Annotated in this window: 19 protein-coding genes; 13 read left to right on the top strand and 6 right to left on the bottom strand. The window is 69.0% G+C overall.

Going from position 1 to position 18855, the window contains the following annotated elements:
• Positions 1 to 149: 149 nt before the first annotated feature.
• From Q9S71_RS15105 to Q9S71_RS06745, 7 genes are all read left to right on the top strand, one after another.
• On the top strand, positions 150 to 539 hold the full coding sequence (locus Q9S71_RS15105) for an IS5 family transposase (protein WP_007929259.1): 390 nt from the start codon (positions 150 to 152) through the stop codon (positions 537 to 539).
• On the top strand, positions 502 to 1104 hold the full coding sequence (locus tag Q9S71_RS15100) for an IS5 family transposase (protein ID WP_422880334.1): 603 nt from the start codon (positions 502 to 504) through the stop codon (positions 1102 to 1104). The genes Q9S71_RS15105 and Q9S71_RS15100 overlap by 38 nt, the downstream gene beginning before the upstream one ends.
• 394 nt (positions 1105 to 1498) lie before the next feature.
• Positions 1499 to 1822, top strand: coding sequence for a heavy-metal-associated domain-containing protein (locus Q9S71_RS06765; RefSeq protein WP_311858268.1), 324 nt, complete (start codon positions 1499 to 1501; stop codon positions 1820 to 1822).
• Between the two features lie 28 nt (positions 1823 to 1850).
• Complete coding sequence (locus Q9S71_RS06760) at positions 1851 to 3989, top strand: heavy metal translocating P-type ATPase (protein WP_422880333.1); 2139 nt, start codon at positions 1851 to 1853, stop codon at positions 3987 to 3989.
• A 57-nt stretch (positions 3990 to 4046) separates the two neighbouring features.
• The gene (locus tag Q9S71_RS06755) at positions 4047 to 4484 is read left to right on the top strand and encodes a DUF6153 family protein (RefSeq protein WP_311861333.1); all 438 of its coding nucleotides are present in this window, start codon (positions 4047 to 4049) and stop codon (positions 4482 to 4484) included.
• Between the two features lie 86 nt (positions 4485 to 4570).
• Positions 4571 to 5182, top strand: coding sequence for a DUF305 domain-containing protein (locus tag Q9S71_RS06750; protein WP_311861332.1), 612 nt, complete (start codon positions 4571 to 4573; stop codon positions 5180 to 5182).
• A gap of 240 nt (positions 5183 to 5422) precedes the next feature.
• Positions 5423 to 5986 (top strand): class I SAM-dependent methyltransferase, encoded by a 564-nt coding sequence (locus Q9S71_RS06745; protein WP_311858266.1) that lies wholly within the window; start codon positions 5423 to 5425, stop codon positions 5984 to 5986.
• A 93-nt stretch (positions 5987 to 6079) separates the two neighbouring features.
• Here the strand turns inward: Q9S71_RS06745 and Q9S71_RS06740 are convergent, their stop codons facing one another.
• Positions 6080 to 6925 carry an NmrA family NAD(P)-binding protein gene (locus Q9S71_RS06740; protein WP_311861331.1) on the bottom strand — a complete coding sequence of 282 codons (846 nt, stop codon included), beginning with the start codon at positions 6923 to 6925 and terminating at the stop codon, positions 6080 to 6082.
• Between the two features lie 55 nt (positions 6926 to 6980).
• On the opposite strand from Q9S71_RS06740, the gene Q9S71_RS06735 reads away from it, so the two are divergent.
• On the top strand, positions 6981 to 7376 hold the full coding sequence (locus tag Q9S71_RS06735; RefSeq protein WP_311861330.1) for a winged helix-turn-helix transcriptional regulator: 396 nt from the start codon (positions 6981 to 6983) through the stop codon (positions 7374 to 7376).
• A gap of 11 nt (positions 7377 to 7387) precedes the next feature.
• Here the strand turns inward: Q9S71_RS06735 and Q9S71_RS06730 are convergent, their stop codons facing one another.
• Together Q9S71_RS06730 and Q9S71_RS06725 are read right to left on the bottom strand one after the other, a co-directional pair.
• Positions 7388 to 7822 (bottom strand): CGNR zinc finger domain-containing protein, encoded by a 435-nt coding sequence (locus Q9S71_RS06730; RefSeq protein ID WP_311858262.1) that lies wholly within the window; start codon positions 7820 to 7822, stop codon positions 7388 to 7390.
• A gap of 130 nt (positions 7823 to 7952) precedes the next feature.
• A complete protein-coding gene (locus tag Q9S71_RS06725) occupies positions 7953 to 8879 on the bottom strand; it encodes an AEC family transporter (protein WP_311861329.1) in 927 nt (308 codons plus the stop codon).
• 225 nt (positions 8880 to 9104) lie between these two features.
• Between Q9S71_RS06725 and Q9S71_RS06720 the strand changes: the two genes are divergently transcribed.
• On the top strand, positions 9105 to 9233 hold the full coding sequence (locus tag Q9S71_RS06720) for a hypothetical protein (protein ID WP_311858259.1): 129 nt from the start codon (positions 9105 to 9107) through the stop codon (positions 9231 to 9233).
• Between the two features lie 152 nt (positions 9234 to 9385).
• Here the strand turns inward: Q9S71_RS06720 and Q9S71_RS06715 are convergent, their stop codons facing one another.
• From Q9S71_RS06715 to Q9S71_RS06705, 3 genes are read right to left on the bottom strand one after another with little or no spacing between them, the layout of a single operon-like run.
• Positions 9386 to 9901: a 2'-5' RNA ligase family protein gene (locus Q9S71_RS06715; RefSeq protein ID WP_311861714.1), complete on the bottom strand. Its 516-nt coding sequence runs from the start codon at positions 9899 to 9901 to the stop codon at positions 9386 to 9388.
• 5 nt (positions 9902 to 9906) lie between these two features.
• A complete protein-coding gene (locus Q9S71_RS06710) occupies positions 9907 to 11889 on the bottom strand; it encodes a M13 family metallopeptidase (RefSeq protein ID WP_311861328.1) in 1983 nt (660 codons plus the stop codon).
• Positions 11890 to 11924: 35 nt separating this feature from the next.
• The gene (locus Q9S71_RS06705; protein WP_311861327.1) at positions 11925 to 13715 is read right to left on the bottom strand and encodes an alpha/beta fold hydrolase; all 1791 of its coding nucleotides are present in this window, start codon (positions 13713 to 13715) and stop codon (positions 11925 to 11927) included.
• A gap of 118 nt (positions 13716 to 13833) precedes the next feature.
• On the opposite strand from Q9S71_RS06705, the gene Q9S71_RS06700 reads away from it, so the two are divergent.
• From Q9S71_RS06700 to araA, 4 genes are all read left to right on the top strand, one after another.
• Positions 13834 to 14826: a LacI family DNA-binding transcriptional regulator gene (locus Q9S71_RS06700; protein WP_311861326.1), complete on the top strand. Its 993-nt coding sequence runs from the start codon at positions 13834 to 13836 to the stop codon at positions 14824 to 14826.
• A gap of 201 nt (positions 14827 to 15027) precedes the next feature.
• Positions 15028 to 15723: an L-ribulose-5-phosphate 4-epimerase gene (locus tag Q9S71_RS06695; RefSeq protein ID WP_064002525.1), complete on the top strand. Its 696-nt coding sequence runs from the start codon at positions 15028 to 15030 to the stop codon at positions 15721 to 15723.
• The gene (locus tag Q9S71_RS06690; protein WP_311861325.1) at positions 15720 to 17342 is read left to right on the top strand and encodes an FGGY-family carbohydrate kinase; all 1623 of its coding nucleotides are present in this window, start codon (positions 15720 to 15722) and stop codon (positions 17340 to 17342) included. The genes Q9S71_RS06695 and Q9S71_RS06690 overlap by 4 nt, the downstream gene beginning before the upstream one ends.
• Complete coding sequence (gene araA / locus Q9S71_RS06685; RefSeq protein ID WP_311861324.1) at positions 17339 to 18841, top strand: L-arabinose isomerase; 1503 nt, start codon at positions 17339 to 17341, stop codon at positions 18839 to 18841. Before Q9S71_RS06690 ends, araA begins: the two co-directional genes overlap by 4 nt.
• Positions 18842 to 18855 lie beyond the last annotated feature (14 nt).

The following is an 18855-nucleotide window of genomic DNA, read 5'->3' as shown; positions in this document are numbered from 1 at the left end:
TTTGGGCCCATGTCGCCGAGATGGGTGAGGCGCCCTCCGGAAAGGTGGTCCGAATCCTGGTTTCGGCGGGCGTTTTCGGCTGGCTCCATCGAGGTTCGTAGGGCGTGTTGATCAAGAGGTTCCGCTCCTCGGTGGGTGAGTCTTGAACGGTGACGCGACAGGAGATCTCTGACGAGGTGTGGGCCGTGATGGAGCCGTTGATGCCGACGGTGACCGGTCGGTCGCGGCCGTGGACGGATCACCGGCTCGCTATCGAGGGGATGGCGTGGAAGTACCGGACCGGTGCGCCGTGGCGTGACGTTCCGGAACGGTTCGGGAAGTGGAACTCGATCTACAAGCGGTTCAACCGGTGGGCCGGGGACGGCACCTGGCAGAAGCTGCTCACCGAGGTGCAGAAGCAGGCCGACGCCGCTGGGGAAATCGACTGGGTCGTCTCGATCGACTCCACGATCGCGCGCGTGCATCAGCACGGCGCGACCCTCGCCCGGGACACAGGGGGCTGTGCCGAATCACAAGAATCCGTGGTCCGAGCCGCCTGATCACGGGATCGGACGCTCCCGCGGCGGGCTGACGACCAAACTGCACCTGGTCTGCGACGGCCGCGGCCGGCCGCTGAGCATGATGATCACCGCCGGGAACATCAACGACACCACGATGATGAGCGCGGTGCTGGAGAACATCCGCGTTCCCCGCGACGGGAAGGGCCGCCCCCGCACCCGCCCCGACCGGGTGCTCGCCGACAAGGGGTACCCCTCAAGGGCGAACCGCGCCTGGCTCCGCGACCGGAGGATCGCGGCGACCATCCCCGAGCGGGACGACCAGATCGCGCACCGCCGCAAGAAGCCGGGCCGGCCGATCGCTTTCGGCGACAAGCAGAAGGAACGCTACAAGGGACGCAACGTCGTAGAACGCTGCTTCAACCGTCTCAAGCAGTGGCGCGGCATCGCGATGCGCTCGGACAAACTCGCGAGCCGCCGTCAGCAGCCTCGCCGCGGCGCTGATCTGGATCAAGACCGATCTCCGCTGAGCGCTTCGCGCTCCTGCAGCGTGCGCTCAAGCTGTCCCACCGTCGGCGCACCCGCAAAGCCGCGCTCGGTCAGATAGACCCTGCACGCCAAGTCGGCAGTGTTCCCCTGGGACGGGAACAAGTCCTGACCGTCCAGAAGAATCGTGGGCGAGCCCGCGAAACCAGAGCTCACCGCCTCAGCCTCGGTGCGGATCAACACGAACTCCACCGGAACATCGCCCCGTCCGATCGAGTCGAGCACCAGCCGTACTCGATCGCCCGCCTCCTGCCAATTCGGGCAATCCTCGATATGCAGCACCTGGATCTTCACACGCCCATTCTCCCGCGCAACTCGCGGCGGCTGGCCACCCCGCACCTTCTTGATCAACACGCCCTAGGGGCCTGGACGTACATACCCTAGGGGGGTATGGTATCTCTGATGTTGACATTCACCAGAACGTCCGGACAGGGGCCGCGTTGAGGGAGATTCAGATGGTGGACCGTACGGAGCTGGGTTCGACGGATGAGAAATCGGGGTGCGCGTGCTGTTCGACGGCTTCAAGCGCGGCGCCCGATGTCGTCTCGGGCAGCGCGATCACGCAGGACGTGTTGGTGTCGGGGATGACGTGTTCGCATTGCGTGTCGAGCGTTACTGAGGAACTGGCGGCCGTCGACGGTGTGGACAGCGTTTCGGTGGATCTGATTGCCGGTGGTCCGTCGCGCGTCACGATCCATAGCGCAATTCCGGTTGATTCCGAGACGGTGAAGGCAGCTATCGAAGAGGCCGGTTACACCGTCGCGAGCGCGCCCGCCTGACCCGCGGGTTCTATCGAGGGGAGTTCTCATGAGCCAGCAGGATCATCACAATCACGCCTCCCACGGGGGTCACACGGACCACGATGGGCGCACCGCCACGGCCGCGCATCAGCACACCGGGCAGGCTCACCACGAGCAAGCCCCCGTTGCCGGGCACTCCGCCCACGGACACGCAGACCCCGGCGGTCACGCTGGGCATGGGAATCACGTGGGCCAGTTCCGCCGGTTGTTCTGGATCATGCTGATCCTGGCGGTGCCGGTCGCGGGCTTCTCGATGATGTTCGCGATGCTCATCGGCTACCCGCTGCCCGATGCCGCGTGGGTCGGATGGGTCTCTCCGGTGTTGGGCACGGTGATGTACGTGTGGGGCGGGGCACCGTTCCTGACCGGCGCGGTCAGCGAACTCCGTGCGCGCAAGCCCGGGATGATGCTGCTGATCGCGTTGGCGATTACCGTCGCGTTCCTCGCGTCGTGGGGTGCGAGTGTGGGGCTGCTGCACCATGAGCTTGATTTCTGGTGGGAGCTCGCGCTGCTGATCGTGATCATGCTGCTCGGTCACTGGATCGAGATGCGTTCCCTGGCCCAGACGACATCCGCGCTCGACACCCTCGCGGCGCTCTTACCCGATGAGGCCGAGAAGCTCCAGGGTGACGAGGTTGTGACGGTCGCACCTTCTGACCTGGTCGTCGACGACGTCGTGGTGGTGCGTCCCGGCGGGCGGATCCCCGCCGACGGGCGGATCGTGCAGGGCTCGGCGAGCATGGACGAGTCGATGATCACCGGCGAGTCCCGCCCGGTACGGCGCAGTGAGGGTGACCAGGTTGTTGCCGGCACGGTCGCCACCGACTCCGGGGTCCGGGTGCAGATCACCGCCGTGGGAGATGACACTGCCCTTGCGGGGATTCAGAAGCTGGTGACGGACGCGCAGAGCTCATCGTCGCGGGCGCAGCGGGTCGCGGATCGTGCTGCGGCGTGGCTGTTCTGGTTCGCGCTGGGAGCCGCAATGATCACCGCGGTGGTGTGGACGCTGGTGGGGTTGCCCGATGATGCGGTCATCCGCACGATCACCGTTCTGGTGATCGCGTGCCCGCACGCGCTGGGCCTCGCGATCCCGCTGGTCGTGTCGATCGCGACGGAGCGTGCTGCCCGTGGTGGTGTGCTCGTGAAGGATCGGCTCGCGTTGGAGAGCATGCGCACCGTGAACACGGTCCTGTTCGACAAGACCGGCACCCTCACAAGGGGTACACCCGCCGTCACCGCCATCGAACCGGCCGGCGACGCCTCGGCTGATGCGCTGCTGGTGTTGGCTGCTGGTGCGGAGTCCGACTCGGAGCACCCGTTGGCCCGCGCGATTGTGAACGCCGCGAAAGACAAGCAACTCACTGTCCCCGCCTCGACCGACTTCGAGTCCTCTCCCGCCGTGGGCGTCCGCGCCCACGTGGACGGTCACATCGTGCAGGTCGGCGGCCCGTACATGCTCGAGCAGGAGCACGCGGACGAGCTGCCCGTCGCGGATGAGTGGCGCAAGGAGGGTGCGATCATCCTCCACGTCCTCCTGGACGGGAAGGTCGCTGGTGCGGTGCGTCTTGCCGACGAGGTCCGTGCCGAGTCTCGCGCCGCCGTGACGGCGCTTCACGACCGGGACGTGCAGGTGGTGATGATCACCGGTGACGCGGACGCCGTCGCCGCGTCCGTTGCCGCGGACCTGGGCATCGACCGGTACTTCGCCGGGGTGCGGCCCGAGGACAAGGCGTCGAAGGTGAAGGAGCTGCAAGACGAGGGCCGGAAGATCGCGATGGTCGGGGACGGTGTGAACGATGCACCCGCGCTGGCCCAAGCCGACGTCGGGATCGCCATCGGCGCCGGCACCGATGTCGCAATCGCCTCGGCCGGTGTCATCCTCGCCAGCGACGACCCGCGTTCGGTGCTGTCGGTGATCGAACTGTCACGGGCGAGCTACCGGAAGATGAAGCAAAACCTGTGGTGGGCCGCGGGCTACAACCTGCTGTCCGTGCCCCTGGCTGCCGGCATCCTCGCCCCGATCGGATTCGTCCTGCCGATGTCGATCGGAGCGATCCTGATGTCCCTGTCGACCATCGTCGTCGCGCTGAACGCGCAGCTCCTGCGCCGACTGGACCTCACCCCCGACGCCGTCACCCGCACGTAGCAGCCCACACCGAGGCCACGGTCCTACCCTGAACGGTGAGGAAGGAAGGAGGGAAGCATGGCACTGATCTCACTCGCGGACGCGTTGAGACGCACGCGCACGCTCATCCGCACCTTCCTGGTGATGATCGCGATCATCGCGGGCATCGTCGCCGGATTGCTGGCAATGCACTCCCTGAACACCCACGCCACCAGCACCGGCCACGCTGACACCGTCACCACCGCCACCGCAGATTCGCGCCACGCGCACGACGCCGCCGTGACCGGGGAACCGGCCGCGGGGGAGTGTGGTGACTGTGCCGGCGGGCACGACACCCTGACGTGGATGGCGTGCGTGCTGGCCCTGCTCGTTACCGTGCTATTCATCGCCCGTCTCCGCGGGAGTTGGCGGACCACCGAACACGACCGCGGATCCCCAACCGCACCCTGGTGGCAGGCGCGCCTCGCACCGGCATACCCACCGTCGCTGACGGTCCTCTGCATCAGTCGCACCTGAGGACGCCGATGCCTGCCTTCGTGCAGGCACGGCTCACCCCGCCCGTCAGGCGCGGGCCTCAATCAACGACCCCTTTGGAGAACCTCATGAAGATCCGTACCGCGGCGACTGCCGCACTCGCCCTGACCACCGCGCTCGTCCTTGCCGGCTGCTCCGACACCGGTAACGCCGGGGGCGCTATGTCAGGGATGGACCACGGTGGCCCCAGCGGCAGCGCCGCACCTTCCGCGGACGCGTCCGCGAACGACGCGGACATCATGTTCGCGACGATGATGATCCCCCACCACCAGCAGGCGATTGAGATGTCCGACATGCTGCTGAGCAAGGAGGACATCGACCCGCGGGTCATCGACCTCGCCGACGGTATCAAAGCCGCCCAGCAGCCCGAGATCGACACGCTCAACGGCTGGCTGCAGGAGTGGGGCGCCGACACCTCCGACATGGGAATGGACAGCATGGATCACGGCGGCGGGATGATGAGCGAAGAGGACATGCAAGCCCTCGACGCGGCCACCGGCACCGATGCTTCCAAGCTGTTCCTGGAGCAGATGATCGAGCACCACAACGGTGCGATCGAGATGGCGCACGAGGAAGTCAACAACGGGCAGAACTTTAACGCGACCGACCTCGCGCAGAAGATCGTTGACGACCAGACCGCCGAGATCTCGACAATGGAGGACATCCTCGCCAGCCTCTAACCGATCGGGGTGGGCGGCGCGAGCGTCGTCCCACCCCTCTTCAGTTACGCGACCATTCCCGCCGAAAACGATCGTTTCTGGGTCGCGGTCCGCGGGGTAGCCAGAAGGCCCTCCGGAAAGGCGGGCCGGAACCGGGTTTTGGCGGACGTTTTCGGCGCGTGATCGTGCACTTGAAGTAACCGGTGCGTCGTGTGCGGTAATTAGCCGAGTGAGCGCGTGTGCGTGACGTCAGGGGTGGGTATGAACATCTTCGACACGTTCGTGGTTCCGCAGGGCGCGGACGGAGAGAGGGGCGCTGATTTGATGGAGCGCAGCGGTTTTGCGTTGCGCGAGCTCGCGGTAGCGGCACTCGATCTTCACGATGCGGCGCGCGTGTTGGAGATCGGTTTCGGCCCGGGATTGGCTTTGGGAGCGCTGGTTCCGCTCGTGCCCAAGGGGCATGTGACTGGCCTAGACCCTTCGCCGTTGATGCATCGTCGCGCGCGAGCCCGGAACGAGGACGCCATTCGCGGCGGACGGCTAGAGCTGGTTGTCGGTGACGCCAATCAGATGCCCTTCCAGGCCGGAAGCTTCAACGCGGTGCTGGCAATCGACAACGCCCATTTCTGGGCGGACCGACCCGGCGCGCTCCAGCGGATCCGGCAGGTCGTCGACGGGGCCCCGGGCTCGCTGGTGTTGGCGCTGAGCCCGCAATCGGGTGGGTCGGCTCGGGCCGTGATCCGCGACCTCGACCGAGCCGCCTTCGAGGTCGACTACCACAACGAGTCCTCCAACGGTTTCCTCATCCGCGCCACTGCGACCTAAGCCTCGTCGTGATGCCGCGGCCCCGAGCGGGGGATCACGCCAGAACGGGAAGTGGCATCGACCCTTAAACCGGCGCCACTTCCCGTGAGGGGGTTAGATCCGCATGTCGTGGAGCCACTGCTCGACCGAGCGGGGGGTGACGCCGAGGAGCTTTTGAGCGGAGCGGGACTCGTCGATTCGCTCATCGGGCATCGACCAGCGGGCGTGGTAGGACGCGATGACGGGTTCGACGCCGGCTGCGCCGAAGATGGGGATGATCAGCTTGCCGTAGTCGTCCGGGTTCTGGCTTTCGAAGGTGACGGGCTTGTTCAGGTGAGCCGAGAATCCGCGGGCGAGGTCGTCGCCGAGAAGAGCTGGGAGAGCCCCGGCGGTGACAACGCCCTGCACGTCGACGTTGTCGGTGAGGAGCTTCACGGCGATGTCGGCCATGTCCAGGTGGGAGATCCACGAGATTGCGTAGTCCTCCCGGATCGGGTAGCGAAGCGTCCCTTCGGTGCGGGCCGGTTCGAGGGTGATCGGCAGGAGCAGGTTCTCGAGGAACGTTTTCGGTGCGATGACCGCGTAGGAGACTCCCGACTGCTCCAGCTTGTCGTGAAGGATCCCGTGGGCCGTGGTCGTGCCGTCAGGGAGGGTCAGCGGGTAGCCGCTGGTGGAGAACACGACACGCTTGGGGCGGGCCTGTGTCACTGCGTCACCGATCGCCGTGGCGAACGCGACCTGCTGGTCGGGGCTACCCAGCGGCAGGTGAACGAAAACACCCTCCGCGCCCTCGTACGCCTCAGCGAGGGATGCCACCGAGTCGAAGTCGACGGAGACAGCCTTCCCGTCGACCTTGGTCGTGTCGCGCACCGCGGCGGTGGCGTCGTGGCCGGCGGCCTGCAGGAGAGAAAGGAGGGGAGCGCCCTGAGCGCCTGTTGCACCATGAACGATGATTGTCATGAGACTATTAGTGCATAGGATGCACCAGTTACTTCAAGTGCACTAAGGAGATGTCATGGGGTTCACCGCGCAGACGTGGCCAGAGTGCGGGATCGCTCGCTTCCTGTCGCTGCTGGAGGGGCCGTGGGCGACGCTGATCGTCAGGGAGCTGTTGAACGGTCCTCACCGTTTCGGGCAGCTCCGTGATGCTTTGCCAGGGATCAGTGCGCACACGTTGACTGACCGGCTGCGGCGGTTTGAGACGTACGGGATCGTCACCCGAACCTCCTACCCGGAAATTCCTCCACGGGTCGAGTACGAACTCACCGATCTGGGGCAGGGGCTACGCCCTGTCCTGGATGCGATGAACGCGTGGGCGATGACCGTCCCGGCGGCAGCGACAGAGGACGATGCGGTAGCGCTGCCGGCATCCTGCGCCGGGGTGGTCTACGAGCCGACCAACCAGGGATGATTCGCGGGGGATCAGCCGTGGCGTTGACGGTGACGGGTGACGGCCGCGGTGTTGCCGCACCGCGCCGAGCAGTACTCTCGTCGACCGTTTCGGCTGGTGTCGACGAATACCCGTTCGCAGCGTGAGCGGGCGCACACGCCGAGCCGCTCACCTCCACTTTCGACGAGGAAGATCGCGACCCCTCCCGCGGTGACGGCTTTGACCCGTGCGACGACGTCTTCGTCTTCGCCGGTGAAGTGCAGATGCGGGCTCCACCCGTCATGGGTGGTGAGGTAGGCGCGCGCCGTGCCGAGTGTCAGGAGGGTATTCGCGGCCTGCGTGCGGTCATCGATGGTCGTTGCGATGAATACGTCTTGGAGGAGGCTCGACCACGACCGCAGCGCCTGCAGCTGCTCATCCATCAGGTCCGGTCGCCGGATCTCATGCGTGAGGAGGACGTCGGTCACCGCGGCGTGAGGGTCGTCGGGTTCTCCGGCGACAGCGTTCACGAGGTCGGCTGCGAGCGTCACCCCGGTCATGTTGTCATGCGTGAACTGCACACGTCGATTACACCACCGGTGCCCAGGGGAACGGCGGTTAGGGAGCGCCTGCCAGCAGGGCGACCGCGGCAGGGAGGGTGACGGTCGACAGGATCGTCTGCACGGCGGTGATCGATGCCATCAACCTGGTGTCGCCCCCCATTCGTGCTGCGAGCACCGTCGCGGACGGGGCAGTCGGGACAGCGGTGATGAGCACGATCGCCACCAGGGGCACCCCGGACACTCCTAGAGCGATCGCGATGGACGCGGCGGCCCAGGGGACTGCGACGAGCTTCAATACGCTCGCCAGGGAGATATCCAGCAGGTCGCGCCAACGCGCATCGAATCGGATCGCAGCCCCCGCAGCAAGCGTTCCCGCCACCAGCGCCGGCGCCGACAGCAGATCCAGCGACGGGGCCACGGCAGCCGGTACGCCAACGCCGGTCAGGCTCAGTGCGACCCCCACTGCGCACGCCAGGATCAACGGGTTCGTCGCGAGCTCGCGCAGCAGCCGGGGCCGTGGCTGAGAGTCGGGGACGTCACCGAACCGGGCAAGGGTGGACACGCACAGCACATTCACCAGCGGCACCACGACAGCGCTGGCGATCGCGAACGATGCCACCCCCTCCGTCCCATGAAGGGCTGCAGCAAACGCGAGCCCGACATACGTGTTGATGCGGACGCTGCCCTGCACAATCGAGGTCACCGCCGGCCCCGAGACCCGTAGTGGGCGCCGCAACGCGAGAACCAGCGCGGTCGCCGCGCTCAGCGGGACGACCAAGCTCGCAAGCAACGGAACCGCGTTCAACGAAGCCAGGTCTGTGCTGCCGATCGACGAAATGAACAGAGTCGGAGTGAAAACGAAGTAGCTCAGCCACTCGATGCCCCGCCACACATCGGGGCTTCTCAGCGCCGTGCGACGAAGCACCGCGCCCAGAACGAGCACGACAGCAATCGGCACCACAGCCGCAAAGACGATGAACACACGACGACGGTGATGCAACCTGTCACATCGGTTCAACCCTTACGGCCACTCAGCGGTGCTTAATCACCCTTGCTGGCGCGATGATGATCCTGGTCGTCGTGCTTTATTCCCGTACCTCTCTTCGCGCCAAGATTCATATGCTTTCCCTTCCGGGACGAGTGAGACGGGGCAGCTTTGCATGAAACCAAGAACGCGAGCAGAAGCCGACGCGCCCTCATCGTCACCGTGATCGTCATCGTCACCTTGATCGTCACCGTGTGGCTTGTGATCATGACCGGCGCGCTGGCCTTGGTGCTGGATCCCGAGGTCGAAGGGCTGCGTGCGATCACGCACCTCGACTCTTCCGGGCGGTAGAGAATTGGCGCGGCCGAAAACGATCGTTTTCGGTACGCCCGACCGAAGCACCGCAGACGAACGCGACACGCCGAAGATGCATCCACCGAAAACCCCCACCGAAACCGGATCGCGCCGAAACCTCTGCGGCACGTTTTCGGCGCGGTCCCAGATCAGCGTGCGAACACCCCCAGCTCGGTGACGGTGGCGGATGCCGCATCCCACCGCCTGAGCCCGCGAGCGACACCGACGATCGGCTCACCGAGCAGCGGCAGCGCGCGCTCGAGGTCCGAGACCTTGAGCCGGCGCGCGAAGGTGACGTGCGGCATCCACTCGCCCGGAGCGGTGTGCGGAGCGTCGTCGCCGGGACCGGCGGCCTCGTGCACGGCGGCGTGCAGCGACAGCAGCTCGGCCGACGGCACGACCGAGCGTGCGAGCACCCGCCGCTCCCCCGCGCCGAACAGCACCACCGCACCGAGAGTCACGGGGAAGGCGGCCGGCAACGGCACCGACGCCAGCGACACCGACGGACGCACGAGCAGCGTCACATGCGGCGCGTTCGAGGGCGACGTGTGCGCGGCGAGACTCGACAGCCCGGCGTCGGCGAGCGCCTGCCACTCCGCGCGCACGGCGCGCTCGGTCGCCGCATCGAACTCGAGCTCGATACTGACGACCGGCGCGCCGCGCATCACGGTCACCAGATCGTGACGCGCTTGTCCTCGTCGAGCCAGAGCTCGTCCGACGGGGTCACGTCGAACGCCGCGTAGAACTCGTCGATGTTGCGGACGATCTGGTTGCAGCGGAACTCGTTGGGCGAGTGCGGGTCGATCGTCAGCAGACGGATCGTCTCGGCATCCCGCCCCTTCTGCTGCCAGATCTGCCCCCAGCTCAGCAGCAGGCGCTGGATGCCGGTGAGCCCGTCGATCACGGGACCGTCGGCATCCGTCGAGCCCGAGGACTTCAGGTGCAGCCGGTACGCCTTGATCGCGATGCCGAGGCCGCCGAGGTCGCCGATGTTCTCGCCGATCGTCAGCGCGCCGTTGACCGTGTGATCGGACGACAGCCCCTGCGGCACGAGCGCGTTGTACTGCTCGATGAGGGTCGAGGTGCGCTCGGTGAACGCGGCCCGGTCCTCGTCGGTCCACCAGTCGTTCAGGGCACCGGTGCCGTCGAAGGCGCTGCCCTGGTCGTCGAAGCCGTGACCGATCTCGTGACCGATGACCGCGCCGATGCCGCCGTAGTTGGCGGCCGGGTCGCGCTCCATGTCGAAGAACGGGTGCTGCAGGATCGCGGCGGGGAACACGATCTCGTTCATCAGCGGGTTGTAGTAGGCGTTGACCGTCTGCGGCGTCATGAACCACTCGTCGCGGTCGATCGGAGCGCCGAGCTTCGCGAGCTGCTGGTCGTGCTGCCAGGCGTTCGAGCGGCGGACGTTGCCGATGAGGTCGGCGGCGTCGATCTCGAGGTCGGAGTAGTCCTTCCACTTCACCGGGTAGCCGACCTTGGGCGTGAACGCCTCGAGCTTCTCGAGCGCGCGCTCGCGCGTGGCGGGCGTCATCCACTCGAGCGACGAGATCGACTGCCGGTACGCCTCGATGAGGTTGTCGACGAGGACGTCCATCTCCTCCTTCGCGCGCGGCGGGAAGTGACGCTCGACGTACACCTTGCCGACCGCCTCGCCGAGGGCCGCCTCGACGAGCGAAACGCCGCGCTTCCAGCGCTCGCGGTTGACGGGCACACCGGTCATCTCGGTGCCGTAGAACGCGAAGTTCGCGTCGACGAACGCCTGCGACAGGAACGGCGCCGACGCGCGGATGACCTGCAGACGCAGCCACGCCTTCCAGTCCTCGAGCCGATCCTCGACGAGCAGCGTGCCGACGCCCTCGAAGAAGCTCGGCTGGTTGACGTCGACCTCTTCGATGACGCCCGCCTTGCCGGGGGCGACGGCGTCGCGCCAGGGCGCCAGGTCGACGCCGGTGAGCTGCACCGCGGCATCCCAGCTCATCAGGTTGTAGGTCGCGACGGCGTCACGGCTGCGGACGTTGTCCCAGTGGTGCGACGCGATCTCGGTCTCGAGGGCGAGCACGCGGTCCGCCTGCGCCTCCGCGTCGGCGACACCGGCGAGACCGAAGACCGTCGCGACGTACGCGCGGAAGGCCGCACGGGTCTTCTCGAAGTTGTCGAGGCGGTAGTAGCTCTCGTCGGGCAGCGACAAGCCACCCTGCACGAGGAAGAGGATGTACCGCTGCGGGTTGCCGGGGTCCGGCTCGATGTACGTGCTGAACACGCCGGCGACACCCTCGCGTTCCAGCGTTCCGGAGGTCTGCAGCAGGCTCGGGATGCCGGTGACCTGGTCGACGTACGTCAGCTGCGGCGCGATCGCCTCGGCGCCTTTCGCTTCGATCGCGGCGGTGTCCATGAAGCTCGCGTACAGGTCGCCGATCTTGCGGGTCTCGGTGCCGGGTTCGGCATCCGTCGACTCCTCGATGATCGTGCGGACGTCCTTCTCGGCCTGCTCGGCGATGAGGTGGAACGACCCCCAGCGCGCCTTGTCCTCGGGGATCTCGGTGCGCTCGAGCCACGCGCCGTTGACGTGGCGGAACAGGTCGTCCTGCGGCCGGATGTCGGCACTCAGTTCGTCGAGCTGGATGCCGGAGGGAAGGGTGTTCTCGGTCATGCGTCCCACCCTATGGGCGCTCTCCGACCCGGGGCTCATTCCCTCGTGGTCGAGCACTCCTCGGGCACAGGGTCACCCGCGAACCTCGCCGCGGTCCACTCGATGAGCTCGTCGAGCAGCGGCGACGGGCGCTCGACGACGGCCGCATGCTCGTACCCGTCGTAGATCCGGTAGTCGACGACCTGACCGGCCCGGCACATCCGATCGACGTACGCGGTCTGCGTCGCGACGGGGATGACGCTGTCGGCCCCGCCGTGGGCCACCAGCAGGGGCGCGTTCTGGCGGAGCGGTGCCGCGTTGTCGCGCAGGTGGACGCCGAGCGGGCCGGATGCCGGGGGTGTCGAGAACAGGCGCGGATCGCCGCTCATGCCGAGCGCCGCCGCGACCGAGACGACAATCGACGGGTCGGACAGGCAGCGCTCCGACATCTGCCGGAGCACCGTGTCGGCGCCCGGCCGCACGTAGTCGTCGTACGAGACGTCGTCGTAGATCGACGAGAACGAGGCGAAGGCGTAGGACGCGAAGATGCTGCCGCCCGTGACGCTCGAGATGTTCTGCACGAGCGCGGGCGGGTCACTGGCCGGCGCGAGCGCCGCGACGCCCTGGACGTACAGCTCGGGCGCGTACTCCCGCGCCATCGCGCCCGCCCACAGCGCGGCGCCGCCGCCCTGCGAGTGCCCCCAGATGACCGTGCGGGTGCCGAGGTCGGCATCCTGCAGTTCGCGGGCGGCGCGCACCGCGTCGAGCGACGCCGTCGCGCTGGGAGGACCGATGAGGTACGGATGCGGGCCCTCGGTCCCCAGCCCGATGTAGTCCGTCGCCACGACGGCCCACCCCTGCCGGATGATCGTCGGCAGGTTGTAGAGCGCGCCCGACCAGAGCCCGCGCGGCTGCAGCGACGGTGCGCAGTGCTCGGAGTAGCCGGTCGTGCCGTGATTCCAGTCGATGATCGGCCACTGCCCGTCGCCCTCTTTCGGGACGACGACGACACCGCTCGCGACCCGGACCTGGCCGTCGACGCCGGTGGTCGTGTAGAGGATGCGCCAGGCCGTCGCCGACACCGGGATGCCGTTCGTGAACGGCTCGGCACGGATGAGGCGCCCCGGCTCCCCCGGCATGTCGCGAGGGGCCGCGTAGAAGTCGTCGACGACGGTCGATCCTTCGCGGAGCGGCACGGTGACGAGCGCGGTCGTGACGGCGAGCGCGACGGAGACGAGGGCCGTGACCGTGCGCCCCCAGCGGCGCAGGCGCTGCGGCTGGTGGCGGAGCTCCCGCTCGGTGTCGCGGCGACGGCGCACCCGCGTCCACAGGTCGGCGACCCCGCTCATGATGAGGCGCGCGCCGAAGACGACCGCCACCACGAGCAGGGTGATGTCGGGCCAGAACAGCGCGAGGACGCCGAAGATGACGCCCGAGACCGAGAAGGCGGCATCCGCGATGCGCGCGTCGATCGTGCGCCCCTTCGCGAAGACCGCGATGACGCCGAGCGCGCCCGCGACGAGCAGCAGGATGCCGACGAGGGTCGCCACGACGCGCACGGTCAGCCCCGGGGTCAGCAGGACGACGAGCCCGCCGACGAGCCACGCGCCGCCCGTCAGGGTGCGCCAGCGCGGACGCACCCCCTCCGTGTCGCGGCCGGTCAGCTCGATGACCCCCGTGAGGACCATGCCGCCGCCGATCAGCCAGGCGAGGACGCCCAACGCCGTCGTCGGCCGGATGACGATGACCACGCCGAGCACGACCGCGGAGGCCGCGACGACCAGGCGCACCCACTCGGGCAGGCGCGCGTAGAAGCGTCCGAGCGCGAGGCGCTGCAGCAGCCGCATCCGGTCCCTCCTCCGTGCGTCGGCGTCGAACCTCCACGTTAACCGCGTGGGCCGGATGCGCCCGAGTGCTCGACAGCGAGCGCATCGACGTGAGATGGCGCCCGCTACAGTGGGCGCCATGGGACGGGCCGGGACGACACGCGCCGGCGTGCGCGACGTCGCCGCGCGGGCGGGGGTGTCGACGCAGACCGTGTCGCGCGTCATCAACGACAGCCCGAACCTGCGTCCCGAGACCCGGGCGCGCGTCGAGGCGGCGATGGCCGAGCTCGGCTATCGCGTCAACAACGCCGCCCGAGCGCTCGGCACCTCGACGACCCGCACCGTCGGCGTCGTCGCCTCGGACGCGACCCTGTGGGGCCCCGGCGCCGGCATCGCCGCGCTCGACGCGGCTGCTCGCGAGGCGGACCGCTGGTTGGCGACGGCCTACGCGGATGCCGCGGACCCGGCATCCGTCACCGATGCCGCCCAGCGCCTGCTGTCGCAAGGGGTCGACGCGCTGATCGTCGTCGCCGCGCACACCGCCACGCTGCCCGCGCTGCGCGAGGTGGCGGGCGGGACCCCGCTCGCCGCGCTGCACACCGGTGCGGGCGCCGAGCGGCAGCGCGCCGGCGCGGCGCTCGCGATCGAGCACCTCGTCGCGGTCGGCCACCGCCGCATCGCGCTGCTGGCGGGACCGGCGGACTGGCTCGAGGCGACGGCCCGCGACGAGGGTGCCGCGGCGGCGCTGGCGACCGCCGGCATCCGTCCCGCGGCGATGTGGCGCGGGGACTGGAGCGCGGCGACGGGCGCGGCTCTCGCGGGCGAGGTGGCCGCGGCGGTGCGCCGCGAGGACGGGCCGACCGCGGTCGCGGCGGCGAACGACCAGATGGCGCTCGGGCTCATCGCGGGCCTCGTCGCCGAGGGGCTGCAGGTGCCGCGGGACGTCTCGGTCACCGGCTTCGACGACAACGCGGATGCCGCCTTCTACACGCCCGCGCTCACCACGGTGCACGTCGACACGGCCGGCGAGGCACGGCGCGTGGTCGCCGAGGCGTTGGGCCTGCCGGCGACGGCGGAGGTCGCCGAACCGGTGCTCGTCGCGCGCGCGTCGACCGCCGCGCCGCGCGGCTGAGGTCGGCGGGGGTCGGGGCTCGGGCTGGGGCTCGGGGTCGGGGCTCGGCCCGCAACAAGCGCGGAGATTCGGCCGTCATCTGCCCGCCGGGGCGATCCGGTGCGGCTGCGTTCGTTTTCTCCGCGGTTGGTGCCGGACCGGCGGGGAGAATCCGTCATCCGAGCGTGGCGGAATCGGGATGTTACCGATAACATCGACCCCATGACCGATCTCGATGAGGCGATCGCCGCCGTCCGCGCGGACGTCGCCGCCCTCCACGCCGAACTCGTCCGCTACGGCCTCGTCATCTGGACCGGGGGCAACGTCTCGGGGCGCGTCCCCGGCGCGGACCTGTTCGTCATCAAGCCGTCCGGCGTCTCGTACGACGACCTCGCGCCCGAGAACATGATCCTCTGCGACCTCGACGGCAACGTCGTGCCCGGCAGCCCCGGCAGCGACCGCTCGCCCTCGAGCGACACCGCCGCGCACGCCTACGTCTACCGCAACATGCCCGAGGTCGGCGGTGTCGTGCACACGCACTCCCCCTACGCCGTGGCCTGGGCGGCGCGCGGCGAGGAGATCCCCTGCGTCATCACCGGCATGGCCGACGAGTTCGGCGGCCCGATCCCGGTCGGACCGTTCGCGATCATCGGCGACGACTCGATCGGCCGCGGCATCGTCGAGACCCTGAAGGGCCACCGCTCGCGCGCCGTCCTGATGCAGAACCACGGACCGTTCACGATCGGCGTCAGCGCGAAGGATGCCGTCAAGGCCGCCGTCATGTGCGAGGACGCCGCCCGCACCGTGCACTTCGCCCGGCAGGGCGGCGAGCTGATCCCGATCCCGCAGGACAAGATCGACGCCCTCTACAACCGCTACCAGAACGTGTACGGCCAGAGCTCGGACGACCGCCGATGAGCGCCGCATCCGTCATCTCCTCCGGTGGCGCGGCCTTGGGCATCGAGCTCGGCTCGACCCGCATCAAGGCGTGCCTCGTCGATGCGAGCAACCCGACCACCGTGCTCGCCGTCGGCAGCCACGAGTGGGAGAACGCGCTCGAGGACGGCGTCTGGACCTACGCCGAGGACGCGATCTGGTCGGGCCTGCGGGCCGCCTACGCCGACCTGGTCGCCGACGTCCGCCGCCAGGGCGCCGAGCTGACCGACCTCGCCGGCATCGGCGTCTCGGCGATGATGCACGGCTACCTCGCCTTCGACGAGGACGGCACCCTGCTCGTCCCGTTCCGCACGTGGCGCAACACCTCGACCGGCGCCGCCGCGGCGGAGCTCACCGACCTCCTGGGCGTCAACATCCCGCTGCGCTGGTCGATCGCCCACCTGCACCAGGCCATCCTCGACGACGAGGCGCACCTCGCCTCGCTCGCGAAAATCAACACCCTCGCCGGCTGGGTGCACGAGAAGCTCACCGGTCGCTTCGCGCTGGGTGTCGGCGACGCGTCGGGCATGTTCCCGATCGGCACCGACGGGCAGTACGACCGCGACCGCGTCGCCGCGTACGACGCGCACGCCGCTGCGTTCCTCGCCGGCCGCAGCCTCACGGACCTGCTGCCCGAGGTGCTCCCCGCGGGAGCGGATGCCGGGACCCTCACCGCCGCCGGCGCCGCCCTGCTCGACCCGACCGGCACGCTCCGGCCCGGCGCGGTCGCCGCGCCCGCCGAGGGCGACGCCGGCACCGGGATGGTCGCCACGAACGCGGTCTCGCCGCGCACGGGTAACGTCAGCGCCGGGACGAGCATCTTCGCGATGGTGGTCCTCGAGCGCCCGCTCGCGCGCGTCCACACCGAGATCGACCTCGTCACGACACCCGCGGGCGACCCGGTCGCGATGGTGCACTGCAACAACGGCGCGAGCGAGCTGGCGTCGTTCGCGTCGCTGTTCGCGCGGTTCGCCGCGGCATCCGGTCAGTCGCTGACGACGGATGCCGTCTACGAGACGCTCCTGCGCGAAGCGCTGACCGGCGCCCCGGATGCCGGTGGGGTGCTCGCGTACAACCACCTGAGCGGCGAGCCGATCGCCGGACTCGACGAGGGCCGCCCGCTGGTCGTGCGCACGCCCGACGCGGAGTTCTCGCTCGCCAACGTCATGCGCGCGCAGGTCTACGGCGTGTTCGCGACGCTCGCGATCGGCATGCAGACGCTCGCCGAGGAGGGTGTCGCGCTCGACGCGATGTTCGCGCACGGCGGCGTCTTCCGGACGGCCGGCGTCGCGCAGCGGTTCCTCGCCGGGGCGCTCGACGCGCCCGTCACGGTCGGCGACACCGCGGCCGAGGGCGGCGCGTGGGGTATGGCCGTGCTCGCCGCGTACGCCGCCGCGAAGACCGGCTCCGACCTGTCGACATACCTCACCGACCACGTGTTCGCGGGGGCGGCATCCGTCACCGCCGACCCCGACCCGGCCGACGTCGCCGGGTTCGCCGATTACCTCACCCGCTACCGCGCCGGACTCGCCGCAGAGGCCGCCGCCGTCACCGCACTGCCGCTGCGCGGCATCCGCTCATCGAACGAAGGAACAGCATGACCCTCTCCACCAGCCTCGAGCAGTACACCGTCTGGTTCGTCACCGGCAGCCAGAACCTCTACGGCGAGGAGACGCTGCGCCAGGTCGCCGAGCAGTCGCAGGCCGTCGCCGCGGGCCTCGCCGGCCTTCCGGTCAAGGTCGAGTGGAAGCCCGTCCTGAAGGACTCGGACTCGATCAAGCGGCTCGCCCTCGACGCGAACGCCGACGACTCGGTCATCGGCGTCATCGCGTGGATGCACACGTTCAGCCCCGCGAAGATGTGGATCTCGGGCCTCGACGCGCTGCGCAAGCCGCTGCTGCACCTGCACACGCAGGCGAACGTCGAGCTGCCCTGGAACGACATCGACTTCGACTTCATGAACCTCAACCAGGCCGCCCACGGCGACCGCGAGTTCGGGTACATCCAGACGCGCCTCGGCGTGCCGCGCAAGACCGTCGTCGGCCACGTCTCGAACCCCGTCGTCGTGCAGCAGATCGAGGACTGGCAGCGCGCCGCCGCCGGCTGGCAGGCCGTCAAGACCCTCAAGCTCGCCCGCTTCGGCGACAACATGCGCTACGTCGCCGTCACCGAAGGCGACAAGACCGAGGCCGAGCTGCAGTTCGGCGTGCAGGTCAACACGTGGGGTGTGAACGAGTTGGCGGATGCGGTGGCCCAGGCATCCGAGGCGCAGATCGACGCCCTCGTCGAGGAGTACGTCTCCTCGTACGACGTGGCCGACGAGCTGCTGCCGGGCGCGGAGCGGCACCAGTCGCTGCGCGACGGCGCCGCGATCGAGATCGGGCTGCGCTCGTTCCTCGAGGCCGGTGGCTTCGGCGCGTTCACGACGTCGTTCGAGGACCTCGGCGCGCTGACCCAGCTGCCCGGTCTCGCCGTGCAGCGCCTCATGGCCGAGGGCTACGGCTTCGGCGCCGAGGGCGACTGGAAGACCGCGATCCTCGTGCGCGTCGCGAACGTCATGGGTTCAGGGCTGCCCGGCGGGGCGAGCCTCATGGAGGACTACACCTACGACCTGGTGCCCGGCAACGAGAGGATCCTCGGCGCGCACATGCTCGAGGTGTCGCCGTCGCTCACGACCTCGAAGCCTCGCCTCGAAGTGCACGAGCTGGGCATCGGCGGCAAGGCCGACCCCGTGCGCCTGGTGTTCACGGCGGACGCCGGACCCGCCCTCGTCGTCGCGATGAGCGACATGCGCGACCGGTTCCGCCTCGTCGCGAACGTCGTCGAGAACGTCGACGCGCCCGACCTGCCCAAGCTGCCGGTCGGCCGCGCCGTGTGGAAGCCGTCGCCCGACTTCGCGACCTCGGCCTCGTGCTGGCTCGCGGCCGGTGCCGCGCACCACACCGTCATGACGACGGCCGTGGGCATCGAGGTCTTCCGGGACTTCGCCGAAATCGCCGGCACCGAGCTGCTCGTCATCGACGAGGACACGACGGTGGGCGGGTTCCAGAAGGAGCTCCGCTGGAACCAGGCGTACTACCGCCTCGCCCGCGGGCTGTAACCCGCAGGCGACGA

The organism is Microbacterium gawkjiense, from assembly GCF_031932225.1.
Taxonomy (GTDB): domain Bacteria; phylum Actinomycetota; class Actinomycetes; order Actinomycetales; family Microbacteriaceae; genus Microbacterium; species Microbacterium gawkjiense.
This window is presented reverse-complemented; position numbering and strand designations above follow the sequence as displayed.